Annotated in this window: 21 protein-coding genes; 14 read left to right on the top strand and 7 right to left on the bottom strand. The window is 35.3% G+C overall.

Translation table 11 applies throughout. From position 1 onward, the window contains the following. Positions 1 to 188: 188 nt before the first annotated feature. Positions 189 to 899, bottom strand: coding sequence for a C39 family peptidase (locus H3R25_RS05215; RefSeq protein ID WP_232354561.1), 711 nt, complete (start codon positions 897 to 899; stop codon positions 189 to 191). Positions 900 to 1,063: 164 nt separating this feature from the next. After that, a complete protein-coding gene (locus tag H3R25_RS05210; RefSeq protein ID WP_109715866.1) occupies positions 1,064 to 2,725 on the bottom strand; it encodes a multicopper oxidase family protein in 1,662 nt (553 codons plus the stop codon). Positions 2,726 to 3,087: 362 nt separating this feature from the next. On the opposite strand from H3R25_RS05210, the gene H3R25_RS05205 reads away from it, so the two are divergent. Together H3R25_RS05205 and H3R25_RS05200 are read left to right on the top strand one after the other, a co-directional pair. Beyond that, positions 3,088 to 3,630 carry a hypothetical protein gene (locus H3R25_RS05205; RefSeq protein ID WP_198194494.1) on the top strand — a complete coding sequence of 181 codons (543 nt, stop codon included), beginning with the start codon at positions 3,088 to 3,090 and terminating at the stop codon, positions 3,628 to 3,630. Positions 3,631 to 3,724: 94 nt separating this feature from the next. Then, the gene (locus H3R25_RS05200; RefSeq protein ID WP_074425865.1) at positions 3,725 to 4,345 is read left to right on the top strand and encodes an LVIS_2131 family protein; all 621 of its coding nucleotides are present in this window, start codon (positions 3,725 to 3,727) and stop codon (positions 4,343 to 4,345) included. Between the two features lie 140 nt (positions 4,346 to 4,485). Here the strand turns inward: H3R25_RS05200 and H3R25_RS05195 are convergent, their stop codons facing one another. The 3 genes from H3R25_RS05195 to H3R25_RS05185 all read right to left on the bottom strand — a co-directional run bounded on the left by H3R25_RS05195 (position 4,486) and on the right by H3R25_RS05185 (position 7,265). Beyond that, positions 4,486 to 5,163 (bottom strand): Fic family protein, encoded by a 678-nt coding sequence (locus H3R25_RS05195; RefSeq protein ID WP_198194493.1) that lies wholly within the window; start codon positions 5,161 to 5,163, stop codon positions 4,486 to 4,488. Next, positions 5,160 to 5,579, bottom strand: coding sequence for a helix-turn-helix domain-containing protein (locus tag H3R25_RS05190; protein ID WP_198194492.1), 420 nt, complete (start codon positions 5,577 to 5,579; stop codon positions 5,160 to 5,162). Before H3R25_RS05190 ends, H3R25_RS05195 begins: the two co-directional genes overlap by 4 nt. Before the next feature lie 150 nt (positions 5,580 to 5,729). Further along, positions 5,730 to 7,265, bottom strand: a complete 1,536-nt coding sequence (locus H3R25_RS05185) for an O-antigen ligase family protein (protein ID WP_198187830.1) — start codon at positions 7,263 to 7,265, stop codon at positions 5,730 to 5,732. A 435-nt stretch (positions 7,266 to 7,700) separates the two neighbouring features. Here H3R25_RS05185 and H3R25_RS05180 point away from each other — a divergent pair, with 435 nt between their 5' ends. The 3 genes from H3R25_RS05180 (at position 7,701) to H3R25_RS05170 (ending at position 10,902) form a co-directional block, all read left to right on the top strand. Then, complete coding sequence (locus tag H3R25_RS05180) at positions 7,701 to 8,015, top strand: YxeA family protein (RefSeq protein ID WP_198194491.1); 315 nt, start codon at positions 7,701 to 7,703, stop codon at positions 8,013 to 8,015. Positions 8,016 to 8,222: 207 nt separating this feature from the next. Then, positions 8,223 to 10,229 carry a hypothetical protein gene (locus H3R25_RS05175; RefSeq protein WP_198194490.1) on the top strand — a complete coding sequence of 669 codons (2,007 nt, stop codon included), beginning with the start codon at positions 8,223 to 8,225 and terminating at the stop codon, positions 10,227 to 10,229. Positions 10,230 to 10,239: 10 nt separating this feature from the next. Continuing rightward, complete coding sequence (locus H3R25_RS05170) at positions 10,240 to 10,902, top strand: putative bacteriocin export ABC transporter (RefSeq protein ID WP_198194489.1); 663 nt, start codon at positions 10,240 to 10,242, stop codon at positions 10,900 to 10,902. 114 nt (positions 10,903 to 11,016) lie between these two features. On the opposite strand, the gene H3R25_RS05165 is transcribed toward H3R25_RS05170, so the two are convergent. Further along, positions 11,017 to 11,346 (bottom strand): DUF2187 domain-containing protein, encoded by a 330-nt coding sequence (locus tag H3R25_RS05165; protein ID WP_198194488.1) that lies wholly within the window; start codon positions 11,344 to 11,346, stop codon positions 11,017 to 11,019. Between the two features lie 94 nt (positions 11,347 to 11,440). Here H3R25_RS05165 and H3R25_RS05160 point away from each other — a divergent pair, with 94 nt between their 5' ends. The 4 genes from H3R25_RS05160 (at position 11,441) to H3R25_RS05145 (ending at position 14,640) form a co-directional block, all read left to right on the top strand. After that, positions 11,441 to 11,989 carry a guanylate kinase gene (locus H3R25_RS05160; RefSeq protein ID WP_187158344.1) on the top strand — a complete coding sequence of 183 codons (549 nt, stop codon included), beginning with the start codon at positions 11,441 to 11,443 and terminating at the stop codon, positions 11,987 to 11,989. A gap of 138 nt (positions 11,990 to 12,127) precedes the next feature. Then, a complete protein-coding gene (locus tag H3R25_RS05155; RefSeq protein ID WP_198194487.1) occupies positions 12,128 to 12,619 on the top strand; it encodes a C40 family peptidase in 492 nt (163 codons plus the stop codon). Positions 12,620 to 12,829: 210 nt separating this feature from the next. Then, positions 12,830 to 13,567: a C40 family peptidase gene (locus tag H3R25_RS05150; protein ID WP_122036018.1), complete on the top strand. Its 738-nt coding sequence runs from the start codon at positions 12,830 to 12,832 to the stop codon at positions 13,565 to 13,567. 158 nt (positions 13,568 to 13,725) lie between these two features. Further along, positions 13,726 to 14,640: a C40 family peptidase gene (locus H3R25_RS05145; RefSeq protein ID WP_198194486.1), complete on the top strand. Its 915-nt coding sequence runs from the start codon at positions 13,726 to 13,728 to the stop codon at positions 14,638 to 14,640. A gap of 48 nt (positions 14,641 to 14,688) precedes the next feature. Here H3R25_RS05145 and hflX read toward each other — a convergent pair whose 3' ends face one another. Then, the gene (gene hflX / locus H3R25_RS05140; protein ID WP_198194485.1) at positions 14,689 to 15,954 is read right to left on the bottom strand and encodes a GTPase HflX; all 1,266 of its coding nucleotides are present in this window, start codon (positions 15,952 to 15,954) and stop codon (positions 14,689 to 14,691) included. A 271-nt stretch (positions 15,955 to 16,225) separates the two neighbouring features. On the opposite strand from hflX, the gene H3R25_RS05135 reads away from it, so the two are divergent. The 5 genes from H3R25_RS05135 (at position 16,226) to H3R25_RS05115 (ending at position 21,389) form a co-directional block, all read left to right on the top strand. After that, positions 16,226 to 16,966, top strand: coding sequence for an L-ribulose-5-phosphate 4-epimerase (locus H3R25_RS05135; RefSeq protein WP_187158347.1), 741 nt, complete (start codon positions 16,226 to 16,228; stop codon positions 16,964 to 16,966). A 100-nt stretch (positions 16,967 to 17,066) separates the two neighbouring features. Next, positions 17,067 to 17,522: a PTS sugar transporter subunit IIA gene (locus H3R25_RS05130; RefSeq protein WP_187158348.1), complete on the top strand. Its 456-nt coding sequence runs from the start codon at positions 17,067 to 17,069 to the stop codon at positions 17,520 to 17,522. Positions 17,523 to 17,542: 20 nt separating this feature from the next. Continuing rightward, a complete protein-coding gene (locus H3R25_RS05125; protein WP_198194484.1) occupies positions 17,543 to 18,943 on the top strand; it encodes a PTS galactitol transporter subunit IIC in 1,401 nt (466 codons plus the stop codon). 18 nt (positions 18,944 to 18,961) lie between these two features. After that, positions 18,962 to 19,252 (top strand): PTS sugar transporter subunit IIB, encoded by a 291-nt coding sequence (locus H3R25_RS05120; RefSeq protein WP_074425849.1) that lies wholly within the window; start codon positions 18,962 to 18,964, stop codon positions 19,250 to 19,252. 37 nt (positions 19,253 to 19,289) lie between these two features. Next, positions 19,290 to 21,389 (top strand): PTS sugar transporter subunit IIA, encoded by a 2,100-nt coding sequence (locus tag H3R25_RS05115; protein ID WP_198194483.1) that lies wholly within the window; start codon positions 19,290 to 19,292, stop codon positions 21,387 to 21,389. The last annotated feature ends 130 nt before the right edge of the window (positions 21,390 to 21,519 follow it).

The raw sequence follows: 21,519 nt of genomic DNA, 5'->3' as shown, positions 1-21,519 counted from the left end.
TCAATCATCTCTAATATAAAATAAACAAGGAGCTGTTCTATTGACTTTGGTCGGCTGATAGGGCAGCTCCTTTTGTTTTTATACTTACACTATGCTAGATCATTATTTTTAGTTTAGCAACATTTTTAGTAACTTTGCTTATCAAAAATATCAAAAAACGCAATCCCACGTAAACTGGGACTGCGTTTTTAGTTAATGTAGATAGCTTGTTTACCTTGCTGAATATAACTACTTTCCAAGTTCTTCCATGAGACTACCTTGTTTTTATGTCCAAACGGGTCGTTTACTAGCACTGTGCCGTTTTTCTTATTGAAACCTGTAATTACACATGCATGTGAAGAAGGAGTTACATGGACCTTTCCTTGAGCAGTGTCCCAAATCTGCATGTCGTTGACACGGTTAAACTTGATTGTGGTGATAATCAAAACAGGATGGCCTTCAGAAACACGTTTCAGGACCTGAATAAAGTCGTGGCCGGTATAGTTTTGTACTCGATTAGTGTATTTACGTGCAACCTGTTCAAGGGGCTCGTTGTAAACGCACCAGCCAGCGTTGGCTTGGCTCATATATCCGACAAAGCCAACATGAGGATTACCACGGTATTGACCGTTATCTGTGTATGAAGCAACGTGTTTGATATTTTCTGATAAATCCAGCTTATTGACCTTGAAGCCATAATATTGCAATAGCATGGATAGTGAAGTAACTTCACAACCGTTTGGCAGGTCAGGGTACTGATTTTCTAGTGGTACATCAAGTTTTTGTTCTGACTTCAAGGTTAACCAATCGTAGCGGTCTTGAAATGCTCTTGAGTTAAGAACTGCGAAGATCAGTCCTAAAAAAATTACACCCAGAAGTAGATACATAATTTTTCGGGTAAGTGTTCTTTTCTTTCTCATAGGGCTATTTAACCACATGGTAAAGAAGAAAAGCAAAGGAATTTGCTAAATTTCATAACAAGTTCATGCTATTTAGGGAAATTTTAACTACTATATTTTTGAGAAAAGAAAAACCACTCAATTGCTTGAGTGGTTTTAATTGATTTATGCAAAACTAAAATTAATTAGTGATGACTTGCACCTGAAGTAGCGTCTTCGTGGCTAGGTTCTTCATGACTAACTGGAGCTTCTTCGTGATGCTCTTCATGGTGGCTGTGGCTAGCACCTGAAAGTGCGTCTAATGAGTGGTCAACACCCTTAACAGCCATACCTTCAGTATCCATACCTGGGCAGTAAACTTCATCCATAGGAATACCCTTTTCTTCTGAGAAGGCCTTAGTTAAAGTTTCCATGTCCATCAATTCGTATGTCTTATCTGGATCCTTTGGATCAACAATTTGAATTTGAGCCATCATACCTGCATCTTCGTGTTCGATGATGTGGCAGTGGTACATGAAGACACCAGTGTTTTGGAAGTAAACCTTCAAACGAACAGTTTCTTGTGGGGCAACTTCAACAGTGTCCTTGTAAACGCCCTTTTCGTTTGGATATGGTTCTTCACCGTTACGTGAAACGACTAAGAAGTGAGCACCGTGAATATGGAATGGGTGTAACATACCGTTAACCTTGTCGTTAGTGTTAGTAACGTCCCAGTATTCTGCGTTCATTAAGTCTTGCTTCAAGTCGATACGTTGCATAGCAAACTTCTTACCGTTGATCATGTTGTGGTTATCCATAGTAACATGAGGAACTGGTGAGTTAGGGTTAACAACTGGATCATATGGCTTGAATAAAGTGTCAGGAATTACGCTGTCATCTTTTTCGTAGTTATGAATTCTAAATTCAACTAACTTGAAGTCGTCAGTGTAAAGGTTAACAACGTCGCCTTCTTTGTAGTTGCTGAAGTCAACAACTACTTGTTGACGTTCACCAGGTCCGATTAATACCTTAGTCATCTTAACTGGATGCTCCAAGAATGAATCGTCACCACCGATTTGAGTCATTACCAAATCGTCACTAAAGTGTAAACGCCATTCACGACGGTTAGAACCACCTAAGAAGATTAAACGAACTTTTTGAGTTGTAACATCAACGTAAGGACGAACAACACCGTTGATAATTGGAGTATCACCAAAGATACCCATTGCGTTGTAGTCTGCCTTGTAGTCGAATTGGTTATCTTCATGGAAGATTCTATCTTGCAAGATAATTGGGAATTCGTCTTTACCATAAGTCTTAGGAATTGGTAATTGTGCTTCATTAGCATCAGTAACAACAACACCCATTGCAAGTCCCATCCAAACTTGTGAAGCAGTTGATGGACATGGGTGAGCGTGAAGCCAAGTAAGTGCGGCTGGTTGGTTAACAACGAAGTCGATTTGCTTTTCTTCGCCTGGGTATACAGGTGAGTGACATGCACCATCGTTACCAGGACCGGAAACTTCCATACCGTGCCAGTGGTAAGTAGTTAATTCTGGTAAGCTGTTTTTCAAGGTTACATGTACATGTTGACCCTTAGTTAAAACCATTGTTTTACCAAGAACTGGGAAATTATAGCCCCAAGTATGAGTCTTCTTACCTGGCAAAAATTGGAATTCACCTTCTTGAGATTCAATGGTGTACCAAACATCATTGTTTTCTTGCTTATCAGGCTCTAATACTGGAGGAACGATTAAAGGCTGAGCCTCTACTCCTTCTGGAATATGAAGTTCTTTGTAGCCCATACCATGATTTTTGTCAAAATCATCTGAGTTATAGAAATAATCTGTGTAAACTTTTTCTGACATATTTGTCTACCTTTCAGTTAAAAAATTTAGCTAAAAATTTTAGTTACAACTTAAATTTTATTCTTTGTGAAAACGCTTGTAAAGTACGGAAAGTGATGTTTTTTAAGCTTTAAAAATATAAAAACGCTTTTTTTGTTTTTAGACCATCAGAGTGTTATTTAATCATTTTCACAAACAGCTTGAGCGCAAGTGATTGTAAAGAAAAATGAACAAAAAACTGAACAAAAGTTCACTTTCTTCAAGCGATTGTTCTTTAAAAAATTTTTTTAAAGAGAGAAAAATAAATTGTTTTTAATGCTGAATTTGAGTATCGTAATAGAAGACTGATAACAAATTGATTAACTTAAAAGGGAATTTTTATTTTGAAGATTAACTTAACAGACTTAGCAGAAAGAATTGAAGAACAAAACTACCTGCAAGATTTAGAAACCGTTAAATACGCTGACATTAGTAAGTCCAAAGCCAAACTTAAGGAATTAGCGACGAAAATGGTTAAGGAGACAGCTGCTGCAATTAAGCACAATTCTTTAAGCCATGTTGCCCTTGAAGTAACAGGACAAAGACCAGTCACTTTCATTTTAGAAAATAATATTATTAACTTGCCATATAGCAATTACAAAAAGGTCAGTAACTTTTTTGAAGAAGGCAAAGACTACCCAATCTATGTTTACTTTGAAACACAGTCAGAATTTTTGAATGCATCGAACTTTCGGATTGATCAATTGGCTACTGAAGATGAAATTATGCAATCCGAAGATGAAGTCACTGCAAAGCTAGTGGAAGCAATCGAAGAAAAAATCACGCAAGTAAGAGAATATGCTAAGCCTGAGCCAGCACCTGCTAAAAAGCCTGCCGCTAAGAAAGCTGCTACGAAAAAGAAAACTACAAAAGCCAAGAAAAAATAGCCCGATTATTTATGAACAGGAGATAGTTTAGGCTTTTTTCACTATTCAAAATCAAGTTTTTACAATATAATGAAAGCAATTACAGGAGGGTGTTATGTTTAGTTGGAATTTGCTCGGCGTCTTATTGTGGGTCTTTGTCATTTTATATTTTATCTTTGTCATTCAGAACATTCGCAGACGGCGAATTACAATGATTATCAAGGAGCACCGCAAATTTAGCTGGACTAATTTTTTAATTGATCTAGTTGAAGTGGTGATTTTTTTAGTGGCACTTATTTGGTTATTTGATCGCACAATGCTTGATAATCCAGACCTTGAGGATACGAGCAAAATCACGTCAACAGTAACCTATGAACCGCTGGTGATGAACACAGGTGAAGGTAATTCTTCCTATGTAACGATTAATTCGAAGAAGAAAAAGATTGGCACCCAAACGTATACTTATTTCCGTAATGGTAGAAAAGCGCAAGTTTCAAGCGATTTTGCAACGGTAGCATATGGTAAAAATCCAATCGATCTTAATGCTACTAGGATTCCTTATGACAAAAAGCAACTAGAAAAAATGGATCGAAAATATCAGCGTGCGTATGTGGCTGTTTACTCTGCCAATTATAAAAAAGTTTGGCAAAATGGCATTGGCATGCACGCTGGACATAATGCTATTAGATATTATCTAATCAGGATTCCAGACGCGTCATTTATCAAAGAAAAGTAAAATTAATTTCAATAATAAAAAGGGTCCTGAAAGTTGTTTAGCTTTCAGGACTCTTTTCGTTAGGTAATAGCTTTAAGGATATTATTAAGTTATAAAAAGCCTTACCAAGAATTAGGGCATATAATAAATTTCCAACCTCACTAAAGGTCAGGATTATCATCGCAATCGATTTCTTGCTGTCCAGAGTTTTTGGGGAGTCTAGATTGGTTAATTTGCTTCTGCGCATTCTTTTGCTGTGAGGCCAGTAACTGAAGTGTTCTATTACGGCTTGGAGTATTTTCAACTTTAATTAATTTTGCAATCTTGTCAATATTGGCCTCACTTTGCGCTTGAATCATTTCTTCGTTTTTTCTTGGATAATCAATCATTTGACCATGATTAGCTGCATATGTGGAAAGGAAAATTTTGCAGCTACGACCATTGCCTTCTCTAAAGGGATGCATAAAGTTAATTGCGTCTAATAGTTCAGCATAGTCTTTAGCAGATAAGGGCGTTGTTTTGGGATGCTTACGTAACATACTATTGATGTCTTTTTCGGCGAAATCAAATCTGGTGAAGTCAAAAAACTGATAGCCATTTTTACTAAAATTACCTGGGCGATATTTACCAGCCCAATCGTATAGTTCGCCAAATAAGAATTGGTGAATTTTTTTAAGGTCATTGATATCTTTTATCTGCGGCTTTTTTTGTAATAGGAATAAAGCATTTCGAGCAGATAATTCATTCTCTTTTTTCTCTAATTCTGCTGCATCATGAATATGGAGCTTGTTTTTTAATACACCATTTGAATACAGAGTTTTACTAATCCAATCACTCACTGTTCTTGCTCCCAAACTTCTTCAAAACGTTTAGCTACTTGAGGATCGGGATTGATTGCTTCATCTAGCAGTTCCTGAATATCTGATTTTGTTGGATTCCATCCTTCTAGGTGGTTAACTTCGACAACAGTTCTAATTTGCTGATAAGTCTCTTTATCAGCAATAAAAACTCCCTGAATAGTTTGCGTCTCATCATTTATATCTAAAATATATGGTTGCGCTTCTAATACGTTTAACAAATCTCCTGGTCTTTCTCCTAAGCCAATTGCAAAAGCATTAAGCACACGGATTGACCAGGTTTCAATTGGCTTGACGATTGCATTCCTTAAGGTACTAAGTGGAACTTTACTAATCTCAGAAACTTTCGTCACACTCATATTTTTACTTTCAAGTAGTTTAACAATTGTTGCACTCATTATTGGACCTCCAGTGTTTTGCACCTATTTTACCATATTTAAACACTTTTATGACGATATATGGTATAGAGCGCGACACAGTATATTTCTAATTAATTAAAAAAACCTAACAGAAGTTAGGTTTAGTTATTATATCTATCACGAGTCTTTTCAATCCTGATTTAAATTGATAGTCGTATTAGTTTTCATTTTTCGCACCTGTAGTAATAAGTTTCCTTCAATGAATGCGAAGATAAAGCTGGCTGTTAGGAAGTCCATTACATTGCCTGAATAAAAAGCTGCAAGCAAGATAAAACTACTTGAGACAATTAATGAACTAACCAGATATGTTCGGGCTGATTGATACCTGAGCCAGCGATAAGCAGCATAAAGTAGTATTGCCAGATAAGGTCCGACAAAGATTAACATGCCAATCCAGCCTAGAGAATAAATCTGAGCCGCAAAGTCACGCTCTAAGTTAAAAATGTTGTTTTCACGGACATAGGAGATACCTAGGAATTTGTCTAGCTTATTGTCATTAGTCTTAACAACTTGATTTAGCATAGCCTTTTCAAGATGGCGATTTTCCATACGCGTTTGACCGGGCTCGTTAATAATTTTTAACCAAAACTCAGGATCATACTGGTAAGGATAGCTCTTTAAAACAAATTTAGGATTGAGTGCATAGGCTTGGTAGTTTTCCTTAATAAAACTTCGTAAAAAGTCTTCTCGCTTTTGACCAGTAGGATATTTTTTAAGGCCAGCATTCAATTCACGTGTTTCGTCGGATAAATCATGGTCAGATTGCTTTGCCAAATATATTTCGTAATTATAGCGTTGAATTGCTGGACCAAAAGGTAAGATTGCAATCGATCCTGCTCCAATTAGTAGACTAACTAAAACAGCAAGCATATTTTTTTTCGTATTCTTAAGGATGTAGCGGTGGAATAGGTAGAGCAGAAGCCCAACTAGAATTCCACCAATTAAGCCGATTGCGGCAACCTTAGTTCCGATTTCAATCATTGCTAAAGCCTGAACAACGTTCAATGTGATTGTGATCCAGTTGAAATCAGTAAATAGGTAATAAATAAGTAAAGGTAACAGCATAAACAAAACAGCTGAAATCATGTTGGTGAAATTAAAGAAACCTTTCGAAGCCATATGCGAATAGCCGATATTTGGATTGAAAAACCACTCGAAAATATTAGCGCTGATTACGCCTGTTTCATAAGATTTCAGTGAAATTACGAACAAGTTTGATAGGACAATTGTGCCTGAAAAAAGTCCAGAAACGCCCTCGATTACTTGCTGTAACTGTTTTGTGCCAAAATTAAGTTCTTTGGTTAAATAAATAATGACGAGTGGCAGACACATGCGAATCAAATAGAATAGCTCACCACTAGTGGAGTAACCGTAGTTAGTGGGATTAACACTGGTAAATGTCCGTACGTGCACTAAATGCAGAACGCTATAAATAATTAATAAAATTAGATAGGCGATTAACCATTTTTGTGTACTCAACTTCTGCCACGACTCTTTTTGGCTAAAAAATAGACAAAATAAAACAGCTACGGTAATGAGTCGAATAATGGTCGGCAATGTAAAAGGTAAAATAGTAGCAAGGCTGCCATGGTAAAACCAGTACAAGTCAAGAAACGGTTGAACAAGGATAAACCAGAATAAAATGTTTTTTGCTTTTTCTTTCACTGTTTTTCTCCCAAAATGTTAAGTAATATGTAAGCCTAATTTTAGGCAAAAATGACCGAAAAAAAAAGAGTTTAAAAATTTAGCTGAGCTAAAATTAAGAGGATTTTTATATCTTATCCACTAGATTAGCCTTTATAGTAAAAAGTTGAATAATTTTAAAGAATGTAGAATCATTTTGGCTTGTACATCTTTTTAATTATCTGCAATTGCAATAACAAATTACTTTCAATGAATGAGAAGCTTAACATATAAATATGGTTAAGCTTTTCTAAATTTAAACTAAACTAATAATGAAGTAAGTACAATTGTTTATAATTATCATTATAAGTCAGAAAAAGTCATACTATGTCAGAATTCGGGAGTGCTTTTCAGTCATAATGGAAGCTGATAATTGTAGTAGTAATTCAAAATAAGTACATTAAAAAGGAAGAATATATGAAAAAACTATTTTATTCTATTATTGGTATTATCGCACTCGCAATTGCAGCCTTGATGGTTATACCTAATCAGTATACGGATTACTTTAACCCTCACATTAAGATGGAAACCGATTATGCAAAGGTACCGAAGAATACACAAAAATATTACAATGTTCAGGCCGTTGACCGTAATGGCAGAAAACTCCCTTATAAGATAATGTATGTTGGCGGTTATGATCCGTCACAGGAGTATATTGCAATTCATCATAAGAGACAGTATGTAAAACTAATTGAATATATCCCTAAAAATAAAATGCCAAAAAATGACTAACTGGAAAAATGTCCAAACAAAAAGGTCTCATTGCGATATGAGACCTTTTTAATAGCAATTATACACATAGTATTTAAACTCTCCTAAATTTAAATTAAGTTAATGCTGATGTTTCTATAACTATAGTACAATTAACTAAATTGTGATTTTAAGCAAAAAGTACGGGTATCAATAGACTGTGTTTTTTGTATATTAGAAAGATAAAACATGTTACGGAAATTAAAAATTATACTTTTTTCACTAACCACAGTCATTGCAATTGGCTTATTTGCTGAGAGTATTCACACTTATGATGATGAAACACTGCCAAACAATCAAACTTGTATAAATGTTTATGCCGCCAAGCCTGTAAAAAATAGTGCCCCTATAAATCAAAAAGTTACTAAGAAGGCATTTTTTGATAAGCTTCGGGAAATAGCTGACGATAAAAATGTTTCTTTGATTAAATTACGGATTAATAAGACTAACGGACGTACAAGCAAACTAGTATATAATCTTGGCTCCAAAAATGAAACTTATGCAATTTATAAAAATGCAGCAATAAAAAAGCTGACAAATAATGAATTTCAATTAGAAGATATATACGGCTTATATTTTACCAATGCTAAAGGTGAGGCTTTAAATCGAATAGTTTCATTCCTACGTAAAGACCTGAAAGTAGAGGTCAGAAGCACTGCCCCCACTCCCAGTATTTTATTAAGCTCAACTCTTAGTGGCTTTCCGCAAGGTACAGCAACTATTTTTATTAGTGTTATTAGTATCATATTTATTATTATGATACTGGAAAAAGTATACCGCTTTAAAGCTTATGCCATAATGAAGATCCATGGCTTGAGTAATTGGCAAATAATCAAGTCTGATTTCAAAGATGAAATGCTATGGTTTTTGTTGGCACTGGGTGCTATTACTATGATAGTGATTGCAAGGAGTTTATATGTGTTTACATTTGCAGGCTTGCGAATGTTCTTACCGTATTTACTTATATTTTTGACGATTTTCTTACTAGTTTTTTTATGTTTAGACACGCTATCATATTCAGTTTTAGTATTAATAAAACCATATCAAGTGATTAAAGGAATAGGAAATTCACGCCCATTTTTATTAATTGGTTATGCGTTAAAGATACTATTGCTTGGGATAGTAGCACTTAATACTATATCTCTACATAATAGTCATCAGTCTTATGTAAGAGACACAAAAATAATTCAAGAAATCCATTCCAAGAATAATCGTTATTCACTTGGGCTTGTGTGGCAACTGTCAGACAAACAAGTAGATAGACGAGTAGCAAGACTGGTACATAAGCTGGTCGTGCAAACACCGAACGTAATAGTTGCGCAAAATTCACAGGAATTTCTTCCACCTAGGCGCTCTATTCATCCTGACAATGGCAATGTAATTATTGCAAACGATAATTTCATTAAGAACAGTGAACTTAAGTCTCAACGATTCAAGTTTGACAATAAGAAAGTTCTTTTACTAGTTCCGCGCAATCGCTTAGATCAGACCAAACACGCTAAAAAGCAGTTGATAAGCTATCTTAAATTCAGGAACTCTCTCCCTAATTATTATCAAAAAAAATCAAATCATTTACCGTCCATTCAAGTTGTACCCATTGACAGCGGACAAAAAATATTTAATTACACAGTTGGATACGATGATATTACGATGGCAATCTCGATAGACCCAATAATCGTAGTTGCAAACAATAAGCTACTATCAGATGATTTTTATTTGGCTTCCGTTAGTCAATCAAAAACGGTATTTTCTGATCTCAAGTTACTTAAAAAAATGATCAAGAAGTTGGGATTAAGGCCGTATTTTTGGGGCATTACCAGTCAAAGGGCGTTAACAGATAATTATCAGCGAAATGCTAATCGCCATTTACTGATGCTAACAATTACAATGATTTTATCTATTCTCCAGCTGAGCTTTGTTATTATGTTTGTTAGCTCAACTTTTCTACAAAGCCAGAGGCATAAGATGGCAATTTATCGAGCATTTGGTAAATCAAGTGCTAAATTATTGGTAGAATTTTTGGTTTTCAATCTGGGCTTTGACTTATTGACAATTAGCTTTATTTTAATAAAGCATAGTTACTTGAGCTTGATACCATTTGGTTTCGGCTACATTTTACTGGAAGCAGTTATTATTTTATTAACATACTATAGAGCCCAGCAAAATATATTAATCACACTTAATCATGGAAATTAGGAGCTGTAATTTGATTAAAATAAGGAATCTTACAAAAAAATTTAAAGAAAAAACCATTTTTGAAGATGTTAGCTGTACCTTAGAAACGGGGAAAAACTATGCTATTGTGGGCAAAAGTGGGGCTGGGAAAACCACTTTTCTAAATATTTTGAGTGGCTTAGAAAAAGCTACCTCAGGTAAAGTGGAATTTAATGACTTGAATATTAACTCAAAAAATAGGAAAAAACTATATCGTGATTACTTTGGATTCGTTTTTCAAAATTTTGCTTTAATTGATACTGAGACAGTTAAACAAAATTTGCGACTTGGACTAACTAATTCAAAGCTGTCTAAAACGGAAAAAGATAATAAAATGCGGGCAGCTTTGGTCCAAGTTGGACTTGGAAAAATGCAATTACAGCAAAAAATATACACTTTAAGTGGTGGTGAACAGCAAAGAGTGGCACTGGCGCGGATAATATTAAAAGAGCCTAAGGTGATTTTCGCAGATGAGCCAACTGGTTCGCTAGATGTTGAAAATAGTCAACTAGTACTAAAAATCTTGTTAACTAACTTTGATTCAGATGCAACAGTCGTGATAGCAACACATGATCCAACGGTTTGGCAACAGTGTGACTATGTAATTGAAATTGAGAATCAAAAAATAAAAATAAATAAACGTAAAACTAATTGAATATATCCCTAAAAATAAAATGCCAAAAATAACTAACTGGAAAAATATCCAAACAAAAAGGTCTCATTATGATATGAGACCTTTTTAATTGAACTTAAAAAATGTTTTCTAAAATTACTTTTCAGCTTTTTTGTCATTAGCCTTTTGTTCATCTTCTGTTTCATCTGCTACTTTGGCAATTTTTTCTACCTTAATATCACTTGTAGCCTTAGCTTGAATTTCCTTAATTTTGCGTTTAGGTGCAGCTTTGAGGTTCTTGAAGTTAACCACAATCTTTTGGTTAAGGTCGCTGACTGCAGTATCGTCAACTTCGTCATAGTCGATAATTGTCAACAGGGCAGAATTTTCGTAAATTTTTTCTACTTTGCCTAAAAACGGTTTGGTAAGTTCTTCTTCGGATTTTGCACTAAGAATGTCATCTATTTTTACATCTGATTTTTTCATGATGAGTTTTACTTCCTCTCTTACCCATGTTTATTTATAATAGAAAGATATTATTATAAAAAGCAATTGTTTTCAAGTAAAGGAAGCCTGGATTTTGCGAAAATTAATTTTGATTGCCGGTCCGAGTGGCGCAGGTAAAACGACAATTTCGGATTATTTAACCAAGGAATTTGCTATTCCGCGTGTTGTAACACATACCACGAGACCAATGCGTAAGGGAGAAAGTCCAGATAAGTCTTATTATTTTGAAAGTGAAAGTAGCTTCAAAAAACTTCACTTTTTTGAGCATGTTAAATATGGATCATATCAGTATGGCTCAAGTAAAGAAGCACTTGACGCTGCTTGGAAAAATCATCAAATAGTTTCCCTGATAGTTGATATCAAAGGTGCTGCTTCCTATATTAATGCGCTAAAAGAGCAAGTCTATTTTTTGTATATTACGACAAGCACTAAAGAAGAGCTACGCAAGCGTCTATTGGAACGCGGTGATACTCCAGAAAAAATCAATGAACGTCTCAGTGGTAGTGAACTAAATGCCTTGCCAGAAGAATTAAAGGCAGATGCACACATTTTGATAAATGATGATTGGGCACAAACGCAGCAAAAATTGCGTGAAATTGTTACAAACTGCCAAGATTCATAGTAAAAATTACATAAATATCGTCTTTCCTCTAAATTTCTAAATGTTTTGTAGCTCGTTTGACATGAACGTGTAACATTCGATGAGTAGTATATAGATTGTTGAGAACGAAATAGATTTGATATAGGAAAGAGATTAATTTTGGAACACAGACATAGACAGAGTTTAGTTAAATTAGTTGCTTTAGTAGCTTTATTTTTCACAGGTATTGTCACTGTCGGTAAGGTATCTGCAGCAACAGCAACTGAAGTTGAAGCAAGTACTGTTACACAAAAGCGTAATTCGGTTGCCAAACTTGCAAAGAAACAAGTTGGTAAGGGTTATGTATATGGTGCAACTGGTCCCTATGCCTTTGATTGTTCTGGATTAGTTCAATATGTTTATAAAAGTTCTGGTGCAGCCGTTTTACCAAGAACAACTTATTCACAAGTTGCTTTGGGTAAAAAGGTTTCAATGAATAAATTAAAGAAGGGCGACTTGCTTTTCTGGGGTTCAGCTTCTTCACCGTATCACGTTGGAATTTATGTTGGTGATAATCAATACGTTCACGCTGCAACACCTGATCAAGGAGTAATAAAGCAATCAATTAGTGCTTACTTCTATCCTTCAGCTGCAAAGCGCGTTATTGAATAGTCAATTTCTACTCAAATAAATCTTTCTTAACTAACAATTGATAAAAACTCAAGCCTCGCAAACTAATCTTTGGGAGGTTTTTTACGTTTCGGTATCATTTTTGTAATGGTTCTGTAACATGACTGAAGTAGAATTAAAGCTGTGATATTAAAATAATAATAATTAACTAATTAAAATAAAATATTGATAAAAATATGGGGGCAATTTGATTTGAAAGTTAAGAGCAATTTAGTAAAATTTACTACGGCTGCAGCTCTAACCATTACTGGGTTAGGAGCAGTAAATGCCGTTAATTCAAATTCCACCACTAATCATGTACAAGCTGCAACGACTAAAGTAAAAATTAACTATGTTCCAGGTTATGGCATTAACATTTGGGATGATTACAATAATCCAAGTTTTACTGGTGAACGTGTTCAACACGGTGAAACAGTAGATGTCTTAAGTACTGCAATTGATGCTAAAGGTAAAACTTGGTATCAAATTGGCGAAGGAAAATGGATTCAAGCTCGTTACACTGTTGATGCTAATAAAAAGACTAAGCAGCAGGCTGAGCCAGATATTGCAAACAGTGTGATTTCATCTTCAAAGCAAGCAAATAAAGTTGTTAACGCTGCAAATGCAGTTGTTGGTAAGCCTTATGCTTGGGGCGGAACAGGCCCTAGTGGCTTTGATTGTTCAGGCCTAGCACAGTATGTATACAGTAAGGCTGGCCTTGACATTAGTCGCACAACTTATTCTCAAGTTAAAAAAGGTAAAACTGTTTCAATGAAGAATTTAAAACCAGGGGATTTGTTATTCTGGGGTTCAGCTTCTTCACCATATCATGTTGGCATTTATGTTGGTGATAACCAATATGTTCATGCCGCAACCCCCGCTCAGGGTGTTGTAAAAGAAAGCATTAGCTCATACTTTTACCCTTCAGTTGCTAAACGTGTACTTAATTAATTAGTTTAACAAGCTAAACACTTAGATTTTAGGTCTAAGTGTTTTTTTATTTTGTCCTTTTGGTCGGTGCCGCTTGATAAATAAATTTAACCAGTTAAAATAAAAAGTGAAGTACTAATTTATGACCACATCGAGCTACCAGAAGGAGATTGAATTTAATGAGACGTAATTTTTTAAAAATAGGTCTTGCGGCGGCGATGACACTGACAGGAGTCGCCACAGTTGCACCACAGAAAATAGTGAATGCAGCTACTTTAAAAGCGCCAATTAAACGCGTCCAAATAGATTACTTACCGGGTAAGGACGTAAAAATATGGACAAATTATCAAAAAGGTCAGTTGATTAGTTTCCGTGCTAAAAACAATAGCAAATGGAATGTTGCTGAAACTGCTGTCGATAAAAAAGGCAACTTATGGTATAAAATTGGCGACAATGAATGGATTGAAGCCCGCTATACTAAAGATTTAGATGGTGAGGCTGTTGATTCTGACGATCAGCCAGCTAAAAATCAACTAAAAGATTTGGCTACTAATAAAAAGAATAAAAAAGACAAAAAGGCTAAGAAGCAAAAGCAGCCTAAACAGACAAATAAAGAGGTTACTCCACAACCAACCAATGTGACAAATAAACCTCAAAAACCTAGTCAAGCTAAGAATAATCCTAGTTCATTACCTGCAGCAACTGCACCAGCAGCTACTGGCAGTACAGCACAGCGTCAACAAGCAGTTGTTAAATTGGCTAAAAGTCAGGTAGGTAAAGGCTATGTCTGGGGCGGAAATGGTCCGGATGCTTATGACTGCTCTGGCTTGGTGCAATCAATCTATAGTAAAGTAGGAGGGGTACAATTACCTCGCGTAACTACTGACCAAGTAAAAGTTGGAACAACAGTTTCAATGGATCAATTGCAGCCTGGTGATTTATTATATTGGGGCTCAGTTGATGCGCCATACCATATTGGAATTTACATTGGAAATAACCAGTATGTTCATGCTTCTACTCCTGATAAGGGTGTGGTCCTTGATACAATTAGCTCATACTTTTACCCTTGTGTTGCTAAACGTGTCATTCAATAAAAATAAAATAATAAAAGGTCACGCATTTGCGTGACCTTTTTGTGTCTTCTAAACAATATACTGGTGAAACTGAGCCTGCTTTTCAGGGGCCAATCTGGCAGTTACATGAACTCCATCAGTCTTATATTCTTCTAAAATAATTTGGGCGTACTCATGCAGGTTAGCCAGTGCCTTACCATCAGCCAGTGGAATAACCAAATTAACCTTCTGATAGCTTGCAAAAACACGCTTAGTAATTAGTTGGGCGAGCAGCTTAATCGACTCAGAATCAGTTGCGGAATATAAAATGCCGCTGCCCTCAATTTGCGGATAATTTCGATCGGTTTTATCAGCCTTGTTATATGCGGTAATCATTGGCACATCCTTAACGCCAATTTCGCTCAAAACGTTCTGCGTCGTTCGAATCATTTGAATCATGTTTGGATCTGAAGAGTCAACAATGTTAATCAATAAGTCAGCATCCTTAACTTCCTGTAAAGTTGCCTTAAAGGACTCGATTAGATTGTGTGGCAATTTAGAAATGAAGCCAACTGTGTCAGAAAGAATAAAGCTGAAGTTATTGCTTAGCTCAATTCGCCGTACGCTAGTGTCAAGTGTTGCAAATAACATGTCTTTAACAAAAACTTGCTTTTCATCATTTTCTTTAGAAAATTCTTCCAGTAAACCGTTCATCGTTGTTGATTTACCAGCGTTTGTATAACCGACTAAAGCAACTTTGGGAATATGAGTCTGGTTGCGGCATTTTGCCTTGATTTCTTCTTGCCCAGAAATAGCGTTAAGCTCTTTTTTAATTATCGTAATTTGCTTACCGATTGTTCTTCGATTTAATTCCAATTTTGATTCACCGGCACCACGGTTGGCAAAGCCACCACCACGTTGCTGGTCTAAATTATTTTCTGATGGATGCAATCGCGGCAATTCATACTCTAACTGAGCCAACTGAACTTGAAGCTTAGCCTGCTTTGTACGAGCACGACTTGAAAAAATTTCTAGAATAAGTTCGGTGCGATCAATAACACGTAATTTTGTCATTTTTTCCAAATTGCGAATCTGCACTGGGGATAACTCATCATTTAAAACAAGCACTTCAGCTTTTAAGCCGTGTGCCATATCTTTTATTTCATTGATTTTTCCAAGACCGAAATAAGTTCCTGCAACCACATGCTCTAAGTTTTGTCTTGATTGACCGATAACTTCCATATTGGCAGCTTGAGCCAAGTTAGCAAGCTCGGTCATATAGTAATCAAAATTTGAATCATTTAAATTAACGCCGGCGAGATAAGCTTTAACTTTACGAGGGGTATTATCAATCATTTGTTCCTCTTTCTACGTAAATCTTTGGTTTGTTTATTTAATATTCGCTGTTTTAATTTTAATAATCCACATGATTGCTATCTTCTTTCTTTAATTAGGTTAGTTTAATTGTAATACAAATGTTTGGGTTTACAAATAAGTAAAGTTTAGTTACACAAATGTAGTTAACAGTATGCACTAAAAACAACTCCTTTATTTGACTTCTTTGCTTTTTTACAGCGTGCTTCAATAATTGTTGACAAGCTAGTATTAATGAATTAGAGGAAAAACAATGTTAGAGAAGCTTAAAAGAGAAGTTTATGAAGCAAATATGCAGTTACCCAAATTAAATTTGGTTACTTTTACTTGGGGAAATGTCTCAGGAATAGATCGGGATAGTGGGTTATTCGTTATTAAGCCATCGGGTGTCAGCTATGAAGAGCTAAAGCCAGATGATCTTGTGGTAGTTGACTTAAATGGACAAGTTGTTGAAGGAGAAATGAATCCGTCTAGTGATACGCCAACACATACAATTCTTTATCGCGAATTTCCTAAGTGTGGCGGAATAGTTCACACTCATTCTCCTTGGGCTGTTTCTTTTGCTGCAGCACAGATGGATATTCCAGCAATGAATACGACTCATGCCGATACTTTCTACACCGCAATCCCAGCAGCTGAGGCTCTAAGTAAGGAAGAAATAGAATCAGATTATGAAGGTAACACAGGACGAGCTATCGTACGCACTTTTAAAGATCGTGGACTCGACTATGAGGCAACACCTGGTTCACTTGTTAGCCAGCATGGTCCATTTTGCTGGGGTAAAACGCCTAAAGAGGCGGTTTATAACGCTAAGGTTTTAGAAGTAATAGCTGAAGAAGACTACCATACTTTACAATTAACAAGGAAGAATTCTGAATTACCGCAATTTTTACTTGATAAACACTACTATCGAAAACATGGTCAAGCAGCTTACTACGGCCAAAATAATGCTAAGTCTAAGGAATATAGCAAAGCAAACCACAAGACTAGCTAGTTCAGTACTTGCACTGGTATTTTGTGTTAGCGGTTACTTATATAGTATTAACATAAATGCTTAAATGAAAAAGTAAACAAAAAGTAAAGGGGGTGGCTAGATGAATTTATTAAGTCCTCAGTTGGTTTTTGCACAAGTTGATTTTAATAGTGCAGATGAAATTATTCACTTTTTAGCAGAACAGTTAAAAAAAGAAAACAAAGTCAAAGATACGTTTGAGCAAGCAGTCAAAAGCCGCGAAGCAGTCCATCCTACTGGATTGCCTAGTGGCGAAATTGCGGTTGCGATACCACATACTGACGTTCAGTATGTAAACGCGCCTGCAATTACATTTGCGACCTTAAGTCATCCAATAAGTTTTCATAATATGGCTGTTACAGAGCAAATTTTGAATGTACAGATTGTTGTTATGCTTGCTTTAAAGGATCCACACAGTCAAGTAGAGATGCTTCAGAAGCTAATGGCTTTATTTCAAGATCAGGAATTATTAAGCAAGTTGATGCAAATATCAAGTGATGAAGATCTTTATAAAGCTGTTTCTAAGCATATACAATAAAAAAGTTTGGAGGGAAATTTATGAAACCGGTAATTGATTTCATTATGTATATTGTTGGCTTAGGTCCAACTGTTTTAATTCCAATCATCATGTTGATTTTTGGATTGTGTGTTAGGGTTCCATTTACTAAAGCATTACGTGGTGGATTGATGGTAGGTATTGGCTTTATCGGTCTGAATGCTACAGTTTCGATTTTGACTGACGTAATGAATCCTGCAATTAAGAATATGATTCAGGTTATGCACTTGAACTTACAGGTAATTGATGTTGGCTGGCCTTCAGCATCTGCTATTGCATATGGTACTGCCGTTGGAGTAAGTATGATTCCATTAGGAATTGCCATTAATATTTTGATGCTTATTACCAGAACAACTTCAACTATTGATGTTGATATCTGGGACTTCTGGCACTTTGCTTTTAGTGGCTCACTTGTTTATGCTCTAACTAAAGACATCGTTCTTAGTCTGTTTTTAGCCAGTGTAAACATGATTGTTATCATGGTAATTGCTGATAGAACAGCTCCACTTTCAGAGAAATACTTGGGTCTGCCAGGAATCTCAATCCCACACGGTTATGCTGGATCATTTGTTCCAATTGCAATCGTATTTAACTGGATTATTGATAAGATACCTGGAATTAACAAGATTCACATGGATGCAAAAGACTTTAACAAGAAATTTGGTTCTTGGGGTGAACCAACTCTACTAGGTTTTGCAATTGGTATTATTATCGGTATTTTAGCTTATGGCTTTATACCAGGGATGACAATTGCCACAAAGCTTGGAAAAATAATGCTTATGGGTGTTACTTTATCTGCGGTAATGATTATTACGCCAAAGATGGCTGCATTACTTTTGCAAGGAGTAGTACCAGTTTCAGATGCCATTCAAACTTTTATCCAAAAGAAATTCGCTGGAAAAAGAAAAATTTATATTGGAATGGATACCGCAGTAGGTATTGGTAGTCCGGTAGTTTTAGCTTGTGCTACATTAATGATTCCAGTTGCTTTGCTTTTTGCATTTATTTTGCCAGGTAATCAATTTTTGCCAACAATTGGTTTGGTTGGATTCGTCTTCATGTTCCCACTAATCGTTTCGGTTACTCATGGTGACTTTTTCAGATCATTCATTATTGGTGCGATAAATGTTGTTATCGGTTTATGGATTGGTACTAATTTAGCACCTTTAATTACTAAATGTGCTCGCGCAGCTCATTTTGCAATTCCAAAAGGCTCATCACTTATTTCAAGCATCGACTATGGCTCAAACCCATTCCCATGGTTAATTGTACAAATTGCACCATATAAGATTTTTGCTTATGCAATTGGTCTCATTTTAATTATTGGTTTATGTTGGTGGAATAGAACAAAAATAGTTGCTTCAGAAAAGCAAGATAACGCTGCAACAGACAGTAAAGAATAGAAATTAAGGAGAATAATCATGAAAAAAATTTTAGTCGCATGTGGTGCAGGTGTTGTTACCAGCACATCAGCTATGAACAAATTACAAGAAGAATTAGCTAAACGTGGAATTTCTGAAGATAAGTATACTCTGGGTCAATCATCAGTTGCCCAAGTAGAATCTTTGGCTCCAGAGTACGATTTAGTTATCACAACAACTCAATATGATAATGATGCTATCAAGGTACCTGTTATTAATGGTTTGCCACTTTTGACAAATATTGGAATTGATAGCGTAATTGATGAAGTAATTGATAAATTAGATCTTTAGTTTGAAATTATGTACTAAATAAAAAGGGTGATTAAGCGTGGTAGCATTTAACTCTACAGAGGTAATCAAAGCCCAAAATTTGCTTAATTATTTGACAAAAGCATCTGGTTTTGTGAGCTTAAAGGAAATACTCGAAACTTTTAATATTTCTCGTCGAACTGCATTTAATTGGCTAAATTCAACGAATAAAATATTACGCGAAAACAATTTAGATGAGATTGTCAATATCCCTAACTATGGGTACAAAATTACTGATCGAACAAAAAGAGAATTGAATTCTAATCATGAGATTATAAAGTCAGTCAACCAATCAAGTATGAGCTCAACTGACCGGAGAACAACGATCATCTTGCTTTTAATGAGTGAAAGCAAGGACGTTTCAATTAATAAATTGTCTACTAGATTTAAGTGCTCACGAAATACTATTATTAAAGATTTTAAAGCCATTAATGATCTTTTCCCTAATTTGAAAATAGTGAGTTCTAGGTTGGGGCATAAAATTGCAAGCGATGAAGCCTCAGTCCGAATAACAATGTACGAACTTTTACTACATCAAAATAAGGTTGCACATACATTTATTAAGAATTTAGATTATTCAATGACCGAAACTCAGCAAGCAGTAGTCAATATTCAGAAAAAGCTCCATATAAGTTTTTCAGGAAATTCCATTCAACAGTTAACGTATTTATTGGTTTTTACGCAGTGGCGGATAGCAAATAAAAAGTTAATTAATGACAGTTCAAATTTACAATGGATTGCTGATAATACTGATAATGTTTTAGCAACGTGTGAGGAGTTACTTAACTTTTTGACGAAGCAGAAAATAGAAGCTGCTGAGGTGGTTTTTATTAGTAAAATAGTTCTCTGTTCTCAAGCAACCGAAGTGGATTGTGTTAATAAAAATTTGTATAGGGACTTAGATAATATTGCTCAAGAAATAATTTTTCGCTATGAGCAGCTAACTGAACAACAAATTTCTTATAATTTGTTTACTAAAGTTCTACGTAATCATTTATATGCTACTTTTTTCCGTGTCAAATTCGATATTCCATATACGTCTAGTGAGGTAGACGAAATTAAAAAGCAGTATCCTGAGCTAATCAAATTTACAGCTATTGCTTGTGCTCCCCTCGAGCAATATTTGAATAAAAAATTACCAGACTCAGAAATTGCATTAATTTGTCTTTATTTTGGATCAGTAAATGCAAAAGGTTACCAAGACTTTTCGAATGTTGATAAGTTGAAAAGAGCATCACTTGCTGAAGTTTTAGTAGTGTGTTCAAGTGGAATTGGGACTTCGGCCATGCTATACCAGAAGCTTAGCAAAATGTATCCATTAATTAAGTTTTCTTTACCGCTTGAAATAAAAGATCTATGTGAAATATTTAAGCATAACTATCAAGCCAGATTAATTATTAGTACCGCAATTTTGCCCAGCTCAAAATATCCGATTCCTGTGGTCAACGTTAAAGCAGTGCTAACTAAAAGTGATCAGAATCTTGTTGAAAAGTACTTGCAAAAAGAGATGCCAAATAAAATTGGGCACAATACAAGTGCTGTCAACAATTTAGTGTCAATTATAAATGAATATGCAGATGTTAAAGACGAAAAAGGGCTAAGACTAAGTTTAGATCGTTTTATATCACCTGAAGCGAAGCGAGTCGATAAGCGCGACTTACCCTCTTTAATGAGTTTGTTACCAGAAAGACGTATTAAACTCATTCACAATGATGGTAGTTTGAATTGGAAAGACGTTCTACAAACGGGATGCAAGCTGCTAGAAAAAGATCAGGTGATTGATGATCATTATTTTGAAAAAATTGTTAAACTAATCGATCAATATGGACCGTATATGCTTATTTCCGAAAATATTTTTTTAGCCCATGCTGCTCCAAGTGAAAGTAATAAAAATATAGGGCTATCTTTAATAGCTTTGGATCAAGAAATAGAAATTGCTTCACGTAATCAACATGTACTCGTGGCTTGTATATTTGTGCTATCACCTGGCCTTAAAAGAGAACATGAAAAAGCTCTAGAACAGCTTATCGATATCGTTAGAAATAAAAATAATGTTTCATGTCTGGTTAATGCTAAATCGTCTAAAGAGATACGAAGATTTTTACTTTCTTTTTGTTAAACTACCTATAAGTATAATTAAAAGTTGAAAAGCAGCTGTCTAATCAAGATAGATGCTTTTTATTTACTCGATAATAAAAAACTGGATGCTTCAAATTCGCATCCAGTTTTTGGCATATTTAGTATTTAAG

Source organism: Lactobacillus sp. M0390 (genome assembly GCF_016102085.1).
GTDB classification, from domain to species: domain Bacteria; phylum Bacillota; class Bacilli; order Lactobacillales; family Lactobacillaceae; genus Lactobacillus; species Lactobacillus apis.
The sequence above is the reverse complement of the archived record's forward strand: the minus strand, read 5'-3'. Positions and strand labels throughout refer to the sequence as shown.

Bases quoted from the DNA above. Each gene is read 5' to 3' on its own strand.
- H3R25_RS05210 (WP_109715866.1), bottom strand. From the start codon at position 2,725: ATGTCAGAAAAAGTTTACACAGATTATTTCTATAACTCAGATGATTTT.
- H3R25_RS05180 (WP_198194491.1), top strand. From the start codon at position 7,701: ATGAAAAAACTATTTTATTCTATTATTGGTATTATCGCACTCGCAATT.
- H3R25_RS05120 (WP_074425849.1), top strand. From the start codon at position 18,962: ATGAAAAAAATTTTAGTCGCATGTGGTGCAGGTGTTGTTACCAGCACA.
- H3R25_RS05190 (WP_198194492.1), bottom strand. From the start codon at position 5,579: ATGAGTGCAACAATTGTTAAACTACTTGAAAGTAAAAATATGAGTGTG.
- H3R25_RS05200 (WP_074425865.1), top strand. From the start codon at position 3,725: ATGTTTAGTTGGAATTTGCTCGGCGTCTTATTGTGGGTCTTTGTCATT.
- H3R25_RS05215 (WP_232354561.1), bottom strand. From the start codon at position 899: ATGAGAAAGAAAAGAACACTTACCCGAAAAATTATGTATCTACTTCTG.
- H3R25_RS05125 (WP_198194484.1), top strand. From the start codon at position 17,543: ATGAAACCGGTAATTGATTTCATTATGTATATTGTTGGCTTAGGTCCA.
- hflX (WP_198194485.1), bottom strand. From the start codon at position 15,954: ATGATTGATAATACCCCTCGTAAAGTTAAAGCTTATCTCGCCGGCGTT.
- H3R25_RS05130 (WP_187158348.1), top strand. From the start codon at position 17,067: ATGAATTTATTAAGTCCTCAGTTGGTTTTTGCACAAGTTGATTTTAAT.
- H3R25_RS05135 (WP_187158347.1), top strand. From the start codon at position 16,226: ATGTTAGAGAAGCTTAAAAGAGAAGTTTATGAAGCAAATATGCAGTTA.
- H3R25_RS05145 (WP_198194486.1), top strand. From the start codon at position 13,726: ATGAGACGTAATTTTTTAAAAATAGGTCTTGCGGCGGCGATGACACTG.
- H3R25_RS05175 (WP_198194490.1), top strand. From the start codon at position 8,223: ATGTTACGGAAATTAAAAATTATACTTTTTTCACTAACCACAGTCATT.
- H3R25_RS05165 (WP_198194488.1), bottom strand. From the start codon at position 11,346: ATGAAAAAATCAGATGTAAAAATAGATGACATTCTTAGTGCAAAATCC.